Genomic DNA, 16,093 nt, shown 5'->3' on the forward strand with positions numbered 1-16,093 from the left:
CACTGCTATCGGGAGCAAGCCCCCTCCCACATTTTTGACCGCGTCAGGTGTTAGAGCAGTTCAAAGGTCTGTTGCTGCACATCCTGGGAATCCAGCCCGATCTGTACATTGAACTCACCCGGTTCCGCCGCGAATTTGAGCTGGGTGTTGTAGAACTTCAAGTCCTCCTCGGTGATGGTGAAGTGCAGCGTGCGTTCTTCGCCGGCCTTGAGCATGACCTTCTGGAAGTTCTTCAGCTCCTTGATCGGGCGGATCATCGAGCCGGCCACGTCCTGGATATACAACTGCACCACGGTTTCGCCATCAACCTTGCCGGTGTTCTTCACCGTGACGCTGGCGTCGAGCTTGCCGGTCTTGTTCAGGGTGGTGGACGACAATGCCATGTCCGCCAGGCTGAACGTGGTGTAGCTCAGGCCATAGCCAAATGGAAACAGCGGACCTGTGGTGTCATCGAAGTACTGCGAGGTGTAGTTGCCCGGCTTGCCTGGGGTGAATGGCCGGCCAATGGTCAGGTGGTTGTAGTAGGTGGGAATCTGCCCCACCGAACGCGGGAAGGTGATCGGCAGCTTGCCCGACGGGTTGTAGTCACCGAACAGCACGTCGGCGATGGCGTTGCCGCCTTCGGTGCCGGCGAACCAGGTTTCCAGGATCGCGTCGGCCTGCTGGCTCTCATCTAAAATCGACAGCGGACGGCCGTTCATCAGCACCAGTACCAACGGCTTGCCGGTGGCTTTCAAGGCCTTGATCAAGTCGCGCTGGCTTTGCGGGATGTTCAAATCGGTGCGGCTCGACGATTCGTGGGACATGCCACGGGACTCGCCCACCGCCGCGACGATCACGTCGGCATTCTTTGCCGCTTTCACTGCTTCGTCGATCAGCACTTGGGCAGGGCGCGGGTCATCCACCACTTCCGGGGCGTCGAAGTTAAGGAAGTTGAGGTAATCGAGCACCGCCTTGTCGCCGGTGATGTTGGCGCCGCGGGCATAGATCACTTTGCCCTTCTCGCCGATCACCGCGTTCAGGCCATCGAGCAGGGTCACCGATTGCGCAGGCCGGCCGGCAGCGGCCCAACTGCCCATCATGTCGATGGGGGCCTTGGCCAGCGGGCCGACCAGGGCAATGGTCGCGGATTTTTTCAACGGCAGGGTTTCGTTGTGGTTCTTCAGCAACACCAGGCTACGGCGTGCGATATCCCGGGCCTCGGCGCGGTGCAGGCGGCTGTCGGCGTAGGTGTCGGCCGGGTCATCCTCGGCTTTGCCGATGCGCAGGTACGGGTCCTTGAACAGGCCCATGTCGTACTTGGCGCCGAGCACTTCGCGCACGGCGTTGTCGATGTCGCTCTGCTCGATCTCGCCGGACTTGAGCAGCCCGGGCAATTCCTTGCCGTACAGCGAGTCGTTCATGCTCATGTCGATGCCGGCCTTGATCGCCAGCTTGGCGGCTTCGCGCCCGTCCTTGGCCACGCCGTGCTTGATCAGCTCGAAGATCGCGCCGTGGTCGCTGACGGTCAGGCCCTTGAAGCCCCAGTCTCTGCGCAGCAGGTCGTTCATCAGCCAGGTGTTGGCGGTGGCGGGCACGCCGTTGATCGAGTTCAACGCCACCATCACGCCGCCGGAACCGGCCTTGATTGCCGCGTGGTAGGGCGGCAGGTAGTCCTGGTACATCTTGACCGGGCTCATGTCGACCACGTTGTAGTCGCGCCCGCCTTCTACCGCGCCATACAGGGCGAAGTGCTTGACGCTGGCCATCAGGCTGTCGGCATTCGCGGGGCTGGTGCCCTGGAACGCCTTGACCATGACTTCGGCAATGCGCGAGACCAGGTAGGTGTCTTCACCGAACCCTTCGGAGGTGCGGCCCCAGCGTGGGTCGCGGGAGATATCGACCATTGGCGCAAAGGTGATGTCGAGGCTGTCGGCAGCGGCTTCCTGGGCGGCGATGCGCCCGGAGCGGCCGATGGCGTCCATGTCCCAGCTGGAGGCCAGGGCCAGGCTGATCGGGAAAATCGTGCGGTGGCCGTGGATTACGTCGTAGGCGAAGAACATCGGGATCTTCAAGCGGCTGCGCATGGCCGCGTCCTGCATCGGACGGTTTTCCGGGCGGGTGATGGAGTTGAACGTGCCACCGATACGGCCGGCGGCGATTTCCTGGCGGATCAGTTCCCGGGGCATTTCCGGGCCGATGCTGATCAGGCGCAATTGGCCAATCTTTTCATCCAGGGTCATTTGCTTGAGCAGGTCGCTGACGAAGGCGTCCTTGTCTTTGAGCGCAGCAGGCTTTGTTTCTGCCCAGACGGGGTGGGTGGCCAGAGTGGCAACAAGGCCGAGCAAACACAGCTTCTTCATGAATATCCTTTTTCGGCTCACTGCACAGCGATAACGCTGATCGGCCAAAATGTGGGGAGCGTCTATTGTTGTTCGGGTGTTGTTCAGATAAATGCAGCACACTCTGAACTCTTTTTCGCGCTGGGCATCTTTGTAGCTGATTGGCTCGATGCATGCCAGTGGTGGCGGATTATGCCCCAAGCGCGTCGTTTGTAGGGTTAGTCATCAAATTCCATCGAGATCGGGCAGGAGAAACACCATGCAAGCAGCACAAACTTACCGCTGGGGCTTCAAGGCTGCAGCGTTGTTACTGATCAGCACCGTGCTGAGCGGTTGCGGCATCAACAATATCCCGACCCTGGACGAACAGGCCAAGGCGGCCTGGGGCCAGGTGCAGAACCAGTACCAACGCCGTGCCGACCTGATCCCCAACCTGGTGGAAGTGGTCAAGGGCTACGCCGCCCATGAGCAAGACACCTTGACCGCGGTGATTGAAGCACGGGCCAAGGCCACCTCGATCCAGGTGGATGCCAGCACCCTCGACAACCCGGAAAAACTCAAGCAGTTCCAGCAAGCCCAGGATGGCCTGAGCGGTGCACTCAGTCGCTTGATGGTGGTGTCCGAGCGCTACCCGGACCTCAAGGCCAACCAGAACTTCCTGGCCTTGCAATCCCAGCTTGAAGGCACCGAGAACCGTATCGCCGTGGCCCGCCGTGATTTCATCCAGACCGTGCAAGCCTACAACACCGAAATCCGTACTTTCCCGGGCCGTCTGTGGCACACCGTGATGTACAGCGACCTGCCAATTCGCGCCACGTTTGAAGCCACCAGTGCCGACGCCGATAAAGCGCCGCAAGTGAAGTTCAAATAAGGCCACACTGAGGTGTCGATGCGTTTATTACGGATAGGCCTGGCGCTGTGGCTGTTGGCCTGCGTGGGCGTGGCCCAGGCAGCGTTGACCTTCCCGGCGCTGAGCGGGCGTGTGGTGGACAGCGCGCAGATGATCGACCCGGCGGTGCGCGGGCAACTGACCCAGCAGTTGCAGGCGCTGGAGCAAAGCTCGGGCGACCAGGTCGTGGTGGTCACCGTGCCCGACCTGCAGGGCGTGCCCATTGAAGACTACGGTTATCAATTGGGCCGCCAGTGGGGCATTGGCCAGAAGGGCAAGGACAACGGCGCGCTGCTGATCGTCTCCCGTGATGACCGCAAAGTGCGCATCGAAGTCGGTTACGGCCTGGAAGGTGTGCTGACGGATGCGCAGTCCTGGGTGATCATCAATCAGGTGATCCTGCCCAAGTTCAAGGCCGGTAACTTCAGCCAAGGCATTAGCGACGGCGTGGCCGCGATGGTGCAGGTGGTGGGCGGCGACCCCTTGGCAGTGCCGGCCCATGTGGCAGATGCCAACTTTGCCAAGGATAATCCCGGATTTTCCATCGGCTTGTTTATCCTGCTGATCGGCGTGTTGTGGCTGTGCAATCGCATGGGCCTGCCGGTGGGCGCTATCCTGCTGGCCATTCTCAGCAGCAGTGGACGCGGTGGCGGTGGGGGAGGCGGTGGCGGTGGTTTCCGGGGCGGCGGCGGTGGCTTCGGCGGCGGCGGGGCTTCGGGGGGCTGGTAATGACAATAACTAGAAAAGAGCATCTACAACCATGGCATTACTGACTGAACACGAGCAACGCCAAGTCGCCGAAGCCATCGCCCGGGTCGAGAAAACCACCGACGCGGAGTTGGTAACGGTGCTGGCGGCGCGTGCCGATGACTACGCTTACATCCCATTATTGTGGGCGAGCTTGATCGCGTTGGTGGTGCCTGGCGTGGTGCATTACCTGTCGGGCTACCTGACCATGTACACCTTGTTGTTGGCGCAGTGGGCGACTTTCATTGTGTTGTGCCTGGTGTTCCGCTTGCCCAAGGTCACCACCCGGCTGATCCCGCGTTCAGTACGCCACTGGCGTGCGTCCAACCTGGCGCGCCGGCAGTTCCTGGAGCAGAACCTGCACCACACCGTGGGCAGCACCGGCGTGCTGATTTTTGTCAGCGAGGCGGAGCGTTACGTGGAGATCCTGGTGGATGACGGGATTTCCCAGCGCCTGGATGACAGCAACTGGGATGCCATCGTCCAGGCGTTTACCCAGCAGGTGAAGCAGGGCCAGACCTTGGCCGGGTTCATCGCCTGTGTTGAGGCCTGTGGCGAGTTGCTCAAGGTGCATGTGCCGGTGACGCAAACGCGCAATGAGCTGCCTAATCGCCTGGTGGTACTCGAATAGCCCGGCCAACTCAGTTCCAAATGTGGGAGGGGGCTTGCTCCCGATGGCGGTGCACCAGTCAATGAATCTGTTGGCTGACACACTGCAATCGGGGGCAAGCCCCCTCCCGCATTTGGATCTACTGTGGCTGCTGGAACTGACCATTGGTCAAATAACTCCGTGCCGTTGAGGGTTATCCCCCCTAAAATGCCCGGCATTCTTTGCCCGAGGCGTTTTTGTTCATGTCCGTCACCGCTCAACCCGCCAACCCTGCGCCGGATCATCACGCCCAGTTCATCCAATTGCTGAGCGCAAGCCTTGCGCAAAACGCCTTTATCAAGCTGGTGCTGGCCAAGTACGTCGGTGAGGAAGCCGAGCTGCAACGGCTGATCATCAAGCCGGTCACCGTCAAAGACCAGCCGTGCCTGTCCTTCGTGTACCGCTACAAGACCCGCGACATCACCAAGAATTTCCCCTCGGCCGACGGCGTGGCGGCGATTGCCGAGCTGTTGCCTGCGTCATTCAAGAACGCGCACTTGCTGTCGCTGACCGACGAAGCCCAATTGGAATACAGCAAGAGGAACAAAAGCTCGCTGTTCAAAAGCAAGCCGCAACAACTGCGTGAGGCGCCGTCGGCCGAGCATAACCGTGAAAAGAACCGCTTCCTCGACCTGAGCCGGCCGTTCCTCGCCGACCTCGGTGTGACCGACGCCAAGCAGGCGCTGATCCCATCGATGTCGCGCAAGTGGAAGCAGATCAACAAGTTCATCGAAGTGTTCAGCCATGCGCTGACATCGTCGCCGTTGAAGCTCGATCAACCGGTGCGCGTTGCCGATTTCGGCTCGGGCAAGGGTTACCTGACTTTCGCCATCCATGACTACCTGCGCAATACCCTCAAGGCCGAGGGCGAGGTCACCGGCGTTGAATTGCGCGAAGACATGGTCACTCTGTGCAACGCCGCCGCCGCGCGCCTTGAGCACCCGGGACTGGTGTTCAAGTGTGGGGATGTGCGCAGCGTGGCGCCGAGCGAACTGGACGTGATGATCGCCCTGCATGCCTGTGACATTGCCACTGATTATGCGATCCACACCGGCATCCGTTCCGGCGCGTCGATCATCATGTGTTCGCCTTGCTGCCACAAGCAGATTCGCCTGCAGATCCAGAGCCCGGCGCTGCTCAAGCCGATGCTGCAATACGGTCTGCACCTGGGCCAGCAGGCGGAAATGGTCACCGACAGTTTGCGTGCGTTGTTCCTCGAAGCCTGCGGCTATGAGACCAAGGTGTTTGAGTTCATCTCGTTGGAACATACCAACAAGAACAAGATGATTCTTGCGGTCAAGCGTGCGCAGCCTTTGGACAACGCGCAGTTGCTGGTGAAAATCCAGGAGCTCAAGGCGTTCTACCACATCACGGAACATTGTCTGGAAACCCTGCTGCGCGGGGATGGCTACCTGGCCTGAATACAGAGTTTTTGTAGGAGCGAGCTTGCTCGCGAAAAACATAAGGACGCTTCGGGGCATCAGGTGCCCTCGTGTCAGCGTTGGCGATTTTCGCGAGCAAGCTCGCTCCTACAGGTTCAGCAATCAGAAGAATCGCGTCACGCTGATCTTCGCATCGCGGCCCTTGGTGTAGGCGCGGTCGCCGCTCAAGGCCGGGCGGAAGTTTTCGTTGAACAGGTTGTCCACGGTGAAGTTGACCTCGGTGCCTTTGAGGTACGCCTGCTGCGGGGTCCATTTGGCGAACAGGCCCTGGGTGTTGTAGCGCTTGTTGCCGTACTGGTCGAAGAACAAGTCACCCACACCGGAGCCCGGGCCACCGGAGTATTTGTCGCTGGGCAGGCGGTCGGTGGCACCGATGAACTGGCCCATCCAGCCCACCTGGGCATCCCAGGCGGGGATGTGGGTACCCAAGACCAGCACCCATTTGGTCGGCGGGATATCCCGCGCTGCCACATCAGAGCCCCAGGGGTTGGTGTAGGCGCCTTGGTGCTGGCCCTTGGCATAGGCGAACGACACCGAACCAAACAGGTAGGTGGAGTTATAGATCGACTCCAGCTCGACGCCCTTGATGGTCATGCCACCGATATTGCGGTAGTTGGACATCGGTCCCGGCGGGCACGCAGAGGCAATGCTGCCGCCGTTGATGGCCTGGTTCTGGCAACCCACGCCGGTGGCCTTGAAGATTTCGTCTTCGACTTTGTTGTGGAACAGGGTGGTGCGCAGCTGCAGGTTATCGTCCTGGGCGATCAGGTTGTCGAAGCTGGTGATGTTGCCCAGGGTGATCGAGGTGATGCGTTCCGGGTCCAGGTCCACGCTGGTGGCGGTACGGCTGCCCAGGCCCTGGACTTCATATTGTTCGTCGATCACCGGCGCACGCCAGGTCTGGCTCCAGTTGGCGAACAGCCCGACATTCGGTGTCACGGTCCAGAACAGCGCCACGCGTGGCGACCAGCCTGTGTAGGTGCGGTCGCTGTAGTCGTGGCCAACGGCCGGGTCGGGGTTGTTGTAGTAGGGCGCATCGTTGCCTTCGCCGCGGTTGCGCACATGGTCGTAGCGCAGGGACGGCGTAATCGTCACGTCGCCGATGGTCACCGCGTCCTGGATAAAGAAGCTGTTGGTGTCGACCTTGCCGTGGGGCATAAAGCCCGGCTGGAAGTGCCCGTAGTTGTAGCGCGCTGTGTTGTAGGTGGCGCCGGGCATCCACATTTCGGTTTCGCGGACATGCTTGCGGATCTGCCCGCCGACGGTTACGGCGTGCTGCAAGGGGCCGGTATCGAACAGGCTGACGTTACGGATATCGAGGTTCTTGTCGGTATAGGACGTGTCCATCTTGCGCCCGCCGGTGGCCAGCTGGAAAAACGCGGTGGCGTCACGCTCGTCGGTCTGCTCGGTGTCGGACTGGGAATACTTGATGGTCAAGTCCACCAGCGGGTTGTCCAGGGGCTGGTATTCGTACTTGCCCGACCAGGTGGTGTCGACCGTGTCACGGTGGGCCAGGAAACGCCTCAACGCCCCTTCGTAGCCGTAGCGGTCGATGTTGAACTGGGTGGGCGGCGTCGGATAGCTCGCGGCGGAAAACGGCGTCCAGCGGTTGCTGTGGGAGCGCGAGTACGACAGGCCGACACTGTGCTCATCGGTGAAATGGGCGTTGACCTTGAACAGCTTGCCGTCCACATCCTGGGCGCTGTTGGGCAGGCGCTGGGGGTTGATGGGGTACTGGTTGTTCTCGTTGGGCAACTTGGCGGCCACCTTCATATCGCCGCCGTCCCGTTGCGTCAGGTAGGCCAGCGCGTCGAAGCGACCATCGTCGGTACGACCATACACCGCACCGCTGTAGACCTGTTCATGGTCATTGCTGGAGTAGCCGTATTTGAGCATCGCGCCGCTGTTGCGGCCGTCCTTGAGCAGGTCCGGGGCATCCTTCGTAATCATGTTGACCGTGCCGCCGAAGCCGCCATTGCCGGTGAACGGCGAGTTGGGGCCTTTTTCCACTTCGATGCGCTTGATCAGCTCAGGCTCGATAAATACGGTGCCTTGCTGGTAGCGCTCAAAGCCAGTCTTGGTGGCGCCGTCCACGGTCAGCGGTACGTCTTCGGCATCACCGAAACCACGGATGTTGATGGTCTGGCCGCCGGGTTTCAGCGAGCCGCCCTGGCTGACGCCGGGCAGGGTCTGCAACAGGCTCGGGATGTTATTGGACTGGTAGCGGTCGATATCGGCCTGGGTCAGGGTGGAGCGGTTGACCGTGCTGGAGTTCACTTCGTTGCCGGTGCCGATCACGCTTAACGTGTCCAGCTGGATCGCGCCGCTTTGGGTGGTCTTGCCCTCATCCGGGCGCACGACATAGGTGCTGCCGACCTTGATCAGGGTGAAGTCGCCATTCTTGAGCAGGGAGCGAATCGCCGCTTCCGCTGTGTAGTCACCGTTGAGTGCCGGCGCTTGCAGGTTCTTGAGCAGGCTTTCATCGAACAGCAGCTGGATTTTAGCCTGTTGCGCCACCTGGCTCAGGGACGTGGCCAACGACTGGGCCGGCAGTTGCAGCTTGAACGACGCGGCCTGGGCGCTGAGGCTGAAGGCCAGGCAGGTAGCGATGAGCGTCGGTCGAAGAAACAGGTGCGAAGCGTGGCAAGGCGCGCGAAACATGAAATCCCCCGGTGCGGCTAAGTAGCCAAAAAGGTGTGCGTATCAAACGCAGACAGGAAGGAGACGGGGCAGGCAAAAAAATCCACACATGCGAATGCAAAATATTCTCATGTGTGGATTATGCAGGCTATTTGCTTGGCTCGATTCTCACAATGCCATCGGTCGATACCACGGTTTTCACCGGTAACAATGCGGGCAGGGCGCTGAGCAGGGCGTCCGGGTCATTCACGTCAAGGTTGCCCGACACCTTGAGTTGGGCGACGGCCTTGTTGACCTGCAACGGTTGTTGGGGACGGTACAAGCTCAATTCGTCGATCAGGCTGGCCAGCTCGCGATTACGAAACGACAAGTGCCCGCTGCGCCAATCGGCCACTTCTTCGGCGCTGAGGGTTTGCTGTTGCAAGGTGCCCTTGGCGTAGTTGTAAGCAGCGCGTTGCCGGGCGCCGAGCAGAGTGACCGGGCTTTTGCCATCCGCTTCGAACGCCACTTGGCCATGGGCAACACTGACCACCAGTTGCTGCTGGCCGCGACGCACATCAAAACCGGTGCCCACCACCCGTACGTTCGACTCGCCGGCCTGTACGTAAAGTGGGCGCTCCTTGTCGGCGGCCGCTTCGATATACAACTGGCCCTTGTCCAGGTGCAGGATGCGTTGGTGGGCGTTGAACTCCACACGGATGCGGGTGTTGGCATTCACAAACAAGCTGCTGCCATCGGGCAGGTTCAACGTGCGCATGCCCTTGGCCTGGGTGGCGATCTGGCTGTGATACAGCTCGCGGGGCGCGCCGAGAGGCGTTGCCATCACGGCGCAGAGCAGGGCAGCGGCCACCGCCAGGGCAGGGCGCCAGAGGCTGGGCTTGCGCTGGGCCAATGGCACGGGTTTGTTCAGTTGTTGCAATTGGGCCAGGTCGGCCCACAACTGTTCGAATTCGGCATAGGCGCGCGCGTGCGCAGGCACGGCTTGCCAGGCAGCAAAGGCTTTGCGGTCGACGCGGCTCGCCTCGTTGCAGTTGCGTGCAAACCAACTGGCGGCTTGGGCGTCGATGGAGTCGCTTGCTTCGATGTCCAGGGCGTCGATGTCGCTCAGGCGGTTCATTCTGGCTGCTCCGTGCCGGGGTCGGGTTGAAGGCGTCGCTTGCAATGCAGCAGGGCAAAGGCGATGTGCTTTTCTACCATGCTGGTCGAAATGCCCATGCGCTCTGCGATCTGCACCTGGCTCAGGCCTTCGAAGCGGTGCAGCATAAGGGCTTCTCGCCGGCGGGGCGAGAGTTCGGCGAGGACTTCTTTCAACTGTTCCAGACGTTGCAGGCGCAGGGCGGCGGCCATGGGGTCGTGCTGCTCGTCGGTGACCGGCTCGGCATCCATTTCGGCGGGTTCAGAGTGGATGGTCTGCCGTACCTTCTGTTTGCGCCAGTGATCGCGCAGCAGGTTGCGCGCCATCTGGAACAGAAACGCCCGTGGCTGCTCGACCTTGGCCCGGTCGCGGTAGCCCAGCCATTGGGTAAAGACATCCTGGGTCATGTCCGCCGCGTCGCTGGCGTTGTCCGTGCGTTTACGCAGGAAATACAGAATATCTGCATAAAACCCGCGACAGGCATCGGCCGACGACGGGTCGGGCTTGGGACGAGACATGGATATCCTTCTTGACGAAGCACGACGTGGAAAAGTCGCGAATGATATCGAGAATTATTGTCATTTGTCTCTATTGAAGTGCCATCTTCTGTAGGAGCGAGCTTGCTCGCGAAAAACGAACAGGCGACCCGAACACCCGATGTGCTGCGTTATCGTTGGCGTTCTTCGCGAGCAAGCTCGCTCCTACAGGGGCGGGGTGTTTACTTCAGAAGTGTTTTTAGTTGCTCGATCCCGGCTTCACTCAGCGGGAATACCGGCAGGCGTGGATTACCCACTTCCAGCCCGGTCAAGCGCAACCCAGCCTTGATCGTCGCCGGCAACCCGCCCTTGAGGATAAATTGCAGCAGCGGCAACTGGCGGTAGAACAGCTCCTGCGCCTGGTTCAGGTCATTAGCCAGCACTGCCTGGTACAAATCCAGGTTGAGTTGGGGGATCAGGTTAGGCGCCGCGGTGCACCAGCCTTTGGCACCGGCGGCGAAAGCCTCCAGGGCCAGCGGGTTGCAACCGTTGTAGAACGGCACGTCACTCTGCAGTTTCAGCTGATGCATGCGCTGGATATCGCCGGTGCTCTCCTTGACCATGGTCACGTTGTCGACCTGCTTGAGGATGCGCAGGATCAGCTCCACCGACATGTCGGTGCCGCTGGTGGCCGGGTTGTTGTAGAGCATGATCGGTACGCCGATGCTGTCGCCAATCGCGGCGTAGTGGGCGAGGATTTCCGCTTCGCTGAGCTTCCAGTACGAGGCGGGCAGTACCATCACCACATCGGCGCCGTGCGCTTCGGCATAGCGTGCCCGGCGCACGGCCTTGGCGGTGGTCAGGTCGGATACGCTGACAATGGTCGGCACACGCTTGGCGACTTTCCTGATGCTGTAGGCGCTGACTTCGTCCCACTCCGCGTCGCTCAGGTAGGCGCCTTCGCCGGTGCTGCCCAAGGGCGCGATGGCGTGGACGCCGCTGTCGATCAAGCGGTCGATGGAGCGCCCGAGGGCGTCGAGGTCAATACGCTGGCCGTCGGCGCTGAACGGGGTGATGGTGTAGCCAATGATGCCGTGGATAGTTGGGTTGGACATGGGCAAACTCCGGTCAAAAAGGGGCAATCAGTTCAGGCAATCGGCGTGCGTGCGCAGGTTCTGCCGGGCGTAATAGTTGAACGCGGCGCCATGGCGCTTGGGCTTGGAGATCCAGTCATGGGCTTCGCGCCCCAGCTCCGGCAGGATCGGCTTGACGGTGCCTGCGGCCATCGCCAGCAACTGCAACTTGGCCGCACGTTCGATCAGCTGTGCGATGACGCAAGCCTCTTCGATGCTGGCGCCCGTGGACAACTGGCCATGGTGCGAAAGCAAAATGGCGCGCTTGTCGCCCAGGGCCGTGGTGATGATTTCCCCTTCTTCATTGCCCACGGGCACGCCGGGCCAGGCCTGCAGGAAGGCGCAGTCTTCGTACAGTGGGCAGAGGTCCATGTGTGACACCTGCAGAGGCACTTCCAGCATCGACAGCGCGGCAATGTGCGTCGGGTGCGTATGGATGATGCAGTTTACATCCGGGCGGCCGCGGTACACCCAGGTATGAAAACGGTTGGCCGGGTTGGGAATGCCATGGCCTTCCAACACTTCAAGGTCTTCGTTGACCAGCAGCAGGTTGCTGGCGGTGATTTCGTCAAAACCCAGGCCCAATTGCTGGGTGTAGTAGGTGCCAGGGGTGGGCCCGCGCGCAGTGATCTGCCCCGCCAGGCCGGAGTCGTGACCGTGCTCGAACAGAATTCGGCAGGTCAGCGCCAGCTTTTGCCGGTCGGTCCACGTATTATCTGCCAGATTGTTTTGCATCTGGCTCAGGGCTTGCTTGACCAGTTGTTCTTTTGGGAGTGCTAATGTCTTGGCCATATCGGTGTCCTTTGGGTGGTTCAATGGACGTCGGATTTGCTGCTCGCCCGCTGCTCGCAAGGTCGTTGGGTGAATGCAAATGACACGAATGATGCTATATGACACTATGTGTCATAAGCAAGCACGGCTCATCGCTTTCTGCAGGGATTAACCGCAGCAAATGTCTATCCGTTTGAAATTATTGAGAAAAAAACTTGGCGTGACCCTTGAGGCCCTGGCTGAAAAATCCGGGATGACCAAGAGTTACCTGTCGAAAGTCGAGCGCGGACTCAACACGCCCTCCATTGCCGCTGCGTTGAAACTGGCCAAGGCGTTGAACGTGAAGGTCGAAGAGCTGTTCAGCGAAGACAAGGTCAGCCTCGACAGCTACAGCCTGGTGCGCAGCCACGAACGTCCCGACACCTCGCCGGGTTATGCGGTGCTGGCCCATCAAGTCAGCGAGCGCAGCCTGCTGCCATTCATCATCTACCCACCGGCCCAGTTCACCGACAAGACCTTCAAGGAGCATTTGGGGGAGGAGTTTCTGTTCGTGCATGAAGGCCGGGTGGAAGTGGATTTCATGAACGAGCGGGTGTTGCTGGAGCGTGGTGATGCTTTGCATTTCAATGCGCAGAAGCCCCACCGCCTTCGTTCGGTGGGAGAGGTGCAGGCGCAGTTGCTGGTGGTGGTGCACAGCTCGGAGGAGTAACGCTTGCCGCAACCTGAAATGCGGTCAGTGTGGGAGGGGGCTTGCTCCCGATTGCGGTGGATCAGTCAGCTCATCTGTAGCTGACTCTCTGCTATCGGGAGCAAGCCCCCTCCCACATTTGATTTTCTTTGTTCACTGGATCAGCGTTCGACCGGGACTGAAAGCGCCGGGTTACCCAGCGGATGCGTACGCGCCGCGAAGAATTTCAGCGCCACCCCACTGCCCTCAAACAACTCCAAATACCGCCGCTTCTGCTGGCGGATAAACCCATCGCTGCGCCCCGACACCGAGATCGCCAGGGTGCTGATGCTGGCTTGGCGAATTGCATCCACCAGGTGTTGATCCTGCGGTCCCAAGTCGTGGCCGAAGATGCACAACGCGCCTTCATGGCTCAGCAGTTGCTCATAACAGAACGACAGGTAATCCGAACTGCGGATGCTCTTGAGCTTCTCTTCTACCTTGCCTTCACTGACGAACAGCGGCACATCGTCCAGGGTCTTGATCGTGTTGTTGATCGCAAAGCTGCTGAGCAAGGTGCTGTCGGTGGACGGCAGTTTGCGTGCCGTGCCATCGAGGTTGCGCACCAGGTGCAGGCCGCCGTGCAGGTAGAGGATGCGCGTGGCATCGGTATGGGTATTGCGCAGGTCGAAGCTTGAGTCGGCGCTGCGGAACAGGTCATCAATGCCCGGCGTGTGCAGGATCGCCCAGTAGTTGAGCAAGTCGTAGTTGCTGGTGAAGACGGTGGCGTAGTTGGCCAATTCTGCGTTGATCGTCGTCAGCGTCGACGGCTGCACCAGGCGCCAGGGAATGTGCACGGCATGAATGGTGTTGATCAGCGCTTCCTTGATCGCGTAGTAACGGTTACGCGGCGCCGCCGAACTCACCGCCAGGGCCTTGTTGACCCGGCTGGTGGTCTTCAAGGCGCCCAGGGCCTGTTCGAAGCTGCGGGTTTGCAGGGCGTCAAATACGCTGAGTTCGGACTGGCTCAGGGGTTTTTCTTCAACGGTGCGGGCGTTTTCGAACAGCGAATCGTAGGCGAAGTCTTCCCAAATCGTACGACTGGCGCCGTTGCCGATCAGAATCCCGCTGAAGTCGAGGGCAGCGCGCAGGGCGCTCCAGTCTTCAAGGTGGGCGTCAATATCCTGGAAATCCTTCATTGCGGCGGGTCTACTCGAAATCGGCTGGGCGGTGACTTTATCACGAGCCGACGTTGATCCTGATCAAGATGCGCCATGCGGTACAGGTTGATTCTGTGGGCATAAAGCCTCTGAGGATTGACCATGAGCAGCACGTTCTTCATCCCCGCCGTCAACATCATGGGCAGCGACTGCCTCGACGAAGCCATGATCGCCATTCGCAATTATGGCTTTCGTAAAGCCTTGATCGTCACCGATGCCGGCCTGGCCAAAGCCGGCATGGCCAGCATGATCGCCGAGAAGCTGGCGATGCAGGATATCGATTCGGCGATCTACGACGGCGCCAGGCCCAACCCCACGGTGGAAAACGTCGAGAAGGGCCTGGCGCTGCTACAGCAAAATGCCTGCGATTTTGTGTTGTCCCTGGGCGGCGGCTCGCCCCATGATTGCGCCAAGGGCATCGCGCTGTGCGCCACCAACGGCGGGCGTATCGGCGATTACGAGGGCGTCGACCAATCGAGCAAGCCGCAACTGCCGCTCGTAGCTATCAACACCACCGCCGGCACTGCCAGCGAGATGACACGGTTCTGCATCATCACCGACGAAACCCGCCACGTGAAAATGGCCATCGTTGATCGCAATGTTACGCCGCTGCTGTCGGTCAATGACCCGGCGCTGATGGTCGGCATGCCCAAGGGGCTCACCGCTGCCACTGGCATGGATGCGCTGACCCACGCCATCGAAGCCTATGTGTCCACCGCTGCTACGCCGATCACCGACGCCTGCGCCATCAAGGCCATCGAGCTGATCAGCGCCAACCTGCGCCTGGCGGTGCGCGATGGCAGTGACATGGCGGCACGGGAGAACATGGCCTACGCGCAGTTTCTCGCCGGCATGGCCTTCAACAACGCGTCCCTGGGTTTTGTGCATGCCATGGCCCACCAGTTGGGCGGTTTGTACGACTTGCCCCATGGCGTGTGCAACGCGGTGTTATTGCCCCATGTGCAGAGCTTCAATGCCAGTGTCAGTGCCAAACGCCTGAGCGACGTGGCTCGTGCCCTCGGCGCGGATATCAAGGGCATCACGGTGGAAGAGGGCGCGCAGGCGGCCATTGCAGCAATTCGCCGCTTGTCCCAGGACGTGGATATTCCCGCTGGCCTGCGCGAACTCCCGCTGCTGGCTGCCAATGCGTTGAAGGACGCGTGCGGGCTGACCAATCCACGGCGAGCGGATCAACGTCAGATCGAAGAGATTTTTCGTAGCGCGTTTTGATAGGGGGCAGCCTTCAGCCGCAAGCGTTAAGCTATACGCTGAATGCGTTTAACTTGAGCAAGCTTGCGGCTTGCCGCTGAGGTCCCCTGATGAGAGTTCTGTTATTCGGCGCCACCGGCATGGTCGGGCAGGGCGTGCTGCGCGAATGCCTGCTGGCGGCTGATGTGCAGGAAGTCGTCGCCGTCGGCCGTATGCCCCTGACCCAGGAGCACGGCAAGCTGCACCAGGTGTTGCACAGCGACATGCTGGATTTCCAACCCCTGGAAAACCTGTTGCAAGGCTTTGACGCGTGTTTCTTCTGTCTCGGCGTTTCCTCGGCGGGCATGAACGAAGCGCGGTACACCCATCTCACCTATGACCTGACCCTGGTCGCTGCCAGTACGCTGGCGCGGCTTAATCCGCAGATGACCTTTATCTATGTGTCCGGTGCCGGCACGGACAGTTCCGAGGCGGGCAAGTCGATGTGGGCGCGGGTCAAGGGCAAGTCCGAGAATGCCTTGCTGCGGCTGCCGTTCAAGGCGGTGTACCTGTTCCGTCCGGGGATTATCCAGCCGCTGCATGGCGTGCGTTCGAAAACGCCGCTGTACCAATCTTTCTACAGCGTGCTCGGGCCTGTGCTCTCGTTTGTGCGTCGGGTAAAACCGGCTTGGGTGGTAAGCACCGAGACCGTCGGCCGGGCGATGTTGCAAGCCGCCAGCCATGGCGCGCCGCAGCCGGTGGTGGAGCAGGCCGAGATCAATCGCCTGGCTGCCGAGCGCCGTTGAGATTGCACA

Annotated in this window: 14 protein-coding genes; 7 read left to right on the forward strand and 7 right to left on the reverse strand. The window is 60.6% G+C overall.

Annotated features, from left to right (window positions below):
• Positions 1 to 50: 50 nt before the first annotated feature.
• Positions 51 to 2,342, reverse strand: coding sequence for a beta-glucosidase BglX (gene bglX, locus QYQ93_RS07915; RefSeq protein ID WP_043046328.1), 2,292 nt, complete (start codon positions 2,340 to 2,342; stop codon positions 51 to 53).
• Positions 2,343 to 2,580: 238 nt separating this feature from the next.
• Between bglX and QYQ93_RS07920 the strand changes: the two genes are divergently transcribed.
• The 4 genes from QYQ93_RS07920 to QYQ93_RS07935 all read left to right on the forward strand — a co-directional run bounded on the left by QYQ93_RS07920 (position 2,581) and on the right by QYQ93_RS07935 (position 6,027).
• Positions 2,581 to 3,192, forward strand: a complete 612-nt coding sequence (locus QYQ93_RS07920; protein ID WP_043046330.1) for a LemA family protein — start codon at positions 2,581 to 2,583, stop codon at positions 3,190 to 3,192.
• An 18-nt stretch (positions 3,193 to 3,210) separates the two neighbouring features.
• Positions 3,211 to 3,939 carry a TPM domain-containing protein gene (locus QYQ93_RS07925; protein ID WP_338476666.1) on the forward strand — a complete coding sequence of 243 codons (729 nt, stop codon included), beginning with the start codon at positions 3,211 to 3,213 and terminating at the stop codon, positions 3,937 to 3,939.
• Between the two features lie 31 nt (positions 3,940 to 3,970).
• Positions 3,971 to 4,588 (forward strand): TPM domain-containing protein, encoded by a 618-nt coding sequence (locus tag QYQ93_RS07930; protein ID WP_043046333.1) that lies wholly within the window; start codon positions 3,971 to 3,973, stop codon positions 4,586 to 4,588.
• Between the two features lie 221 nt (positions 4,589 to 4,809).
• Positions 4,810 to 6,027, forward strand: coding sequence for an SAM-dependent methyltransferase (locus tag QYQ93_RS07935; protein ID WP_338476667.1), 1,218 nt, complete (start codon positions 4,810 to 4,812; stop codon positions 6,025 to 6,027).
• Positions 6,028 to 6,150: 123 nt separating this feature from the next.
• Here QYQ93_RS07935 and QYQ93_RS07940 read toward each other — a convergent pair whose 3' ends face one another.
• The 5 genes from QYQ93_RS07940 to QYQ93_RS07960 all read right to left on the reverse strand — a co-directional run bounded on the left by QYQ93_RS07940 (position 6,151) and on the right by QYQ93_RS07960 (position 12,224).
• On the reverse strand, positions 6,151 to 8,709 hold the full coding sequence (locus QYQ93_RS07940) for a TonB-dependent receptor (protein WP_338476668.1): 2,559 nt from the start codon (positions 8,707 to 8,709) through the stop codon (positions 6,151 to 6,153).
• Positions 8,710 to 8,836: 127 nt separating this feature from the next.
• The gene (locus tag QYQ93_RS07945) at positions 8,837 to 9,805 is read right to left on the reverse strand and encodes a FecR family protein (RefSeq protein WP_338476669.1); all 969 of its coding nucleotides are present in this window, start codon (positions 9,803 to 9,805) and stop codon (positions 8,837 to 8,839) included.
• Positions 9,802 to 10,341 carry an RNA polymerase sigma factor gene (locus QYQ93_RS07950; protein WP_338476670.1) on the reverse strand — a complete coding sequence of 180 codons (540 nt, stop codon included), beginning with the start codon at positions 10,339 to 10,341 and terminating at the stop codon, positions 9,802 to 9,804. Before QYQ93_RS07950 ends, QYQ93_RS07945 begins: the two co-directional genes overlap by 4 nt.
• Positions 10,342 to 10,541: 200 nt before the next feature.
• Positions 10,542 to 11,414 (reverse strand): dihydrodipicolinate synthase family protein, encoded by an 873-nt coding sequence (locus QYQ93_RS07955; RefSeq protein ID WP_338476671.1) that lies wholly within the window; start codon positions 11,412 to 11,414, stop codon positions 10,542 to 10,544.
• 27 nt (positions 11,415 to 11,441) lie between these two features.
• Positions 11,442 to 12,224: an aldolase gene (locus QYQ93_RS07960; RefSeq protein WP_043046343.1), complete on the reverse strand. Its 783-nt coding sequence runs from the start codon at positions 12,222 to 12,224 to the stop codon at positions 11,442 to 11,444.
• A 160-nt stretch (positions 12,225 to 12,384) separates the two neighbouring features.
• Between QYQ93_RS07960 and QYQ93_RS07965 the strand changes: the two genes are divergently transcribed.
• Entirely contained in the window at positions 12,385 to 12,912 is a 528-nt protein-coding gene (locus tag QYQ93_RS07965; protein ID WP_043046345.1) for a helix-turn-helix domain-containing protein, read from the forward strand.
• Positions 12,913 to 13,052: 140 nt separating this feature from the next.
• On the opposite strand, the gene QYQ93_RS07970 is transcribed toward QYQ93_RS07965, so the two are convergent.
• The gene (locus QYQ93_RS07970) at positions 13,053 to 14,069 is read right to left on the reverse strand and encodes a DUF4917 family protein (RefSeq protein ID WP_338476672.1); all 1,017 of its coding nucleotides are present in this window, start codon (positions 14,067 to 14,069) and stop codon (positions 13,053 to 13,055) included.
• Between the two features lie 123 nt (positions 14,070 to 14,192).
• Between QYQ93_RS07970 and yiaY the strand changes: the two genes are divergently transcribed.
• Positions 14,193 to 15,320, forward strand: coding sequence for an L-threonine dehydrogenase (gene yiaY / locus QYQ93_RS07975; protein ID WP_338476673.1), 1,128 nt, complete (start codon positions 14,193 to 14,195; stop codon positions 15,318 to 15,320).
• Positions 15,321 to 15,409: 89 nt separating this feature from the next.
• Complete coding sequence (locus QYQ93_RS07980; RefSeq protein WP_338476674.1) at positions 15,410 to 16,084, forward strand: NAD(P)H-binding protein; 675 nt, start codon at positions 15,410 to 15,412, stop codon at positions 16,082 to 16,084.
• Positions 16,085 to 16,093 lie beyond the last annotated feature (9 nt).

Origin of the sequence: Pseudomonas khavaziana, assembly GCF_036704165.1 — a bacterium.
In the GTDB taxonomy this organism is placed as follows: domain Bacteria; phylum Pseudomonadota; class Gammaproteobacteria; order Pseudomonadales; family Pseudomonadaceae; genus Aquipseudomonas; species Aquipseudomonas khavaziana.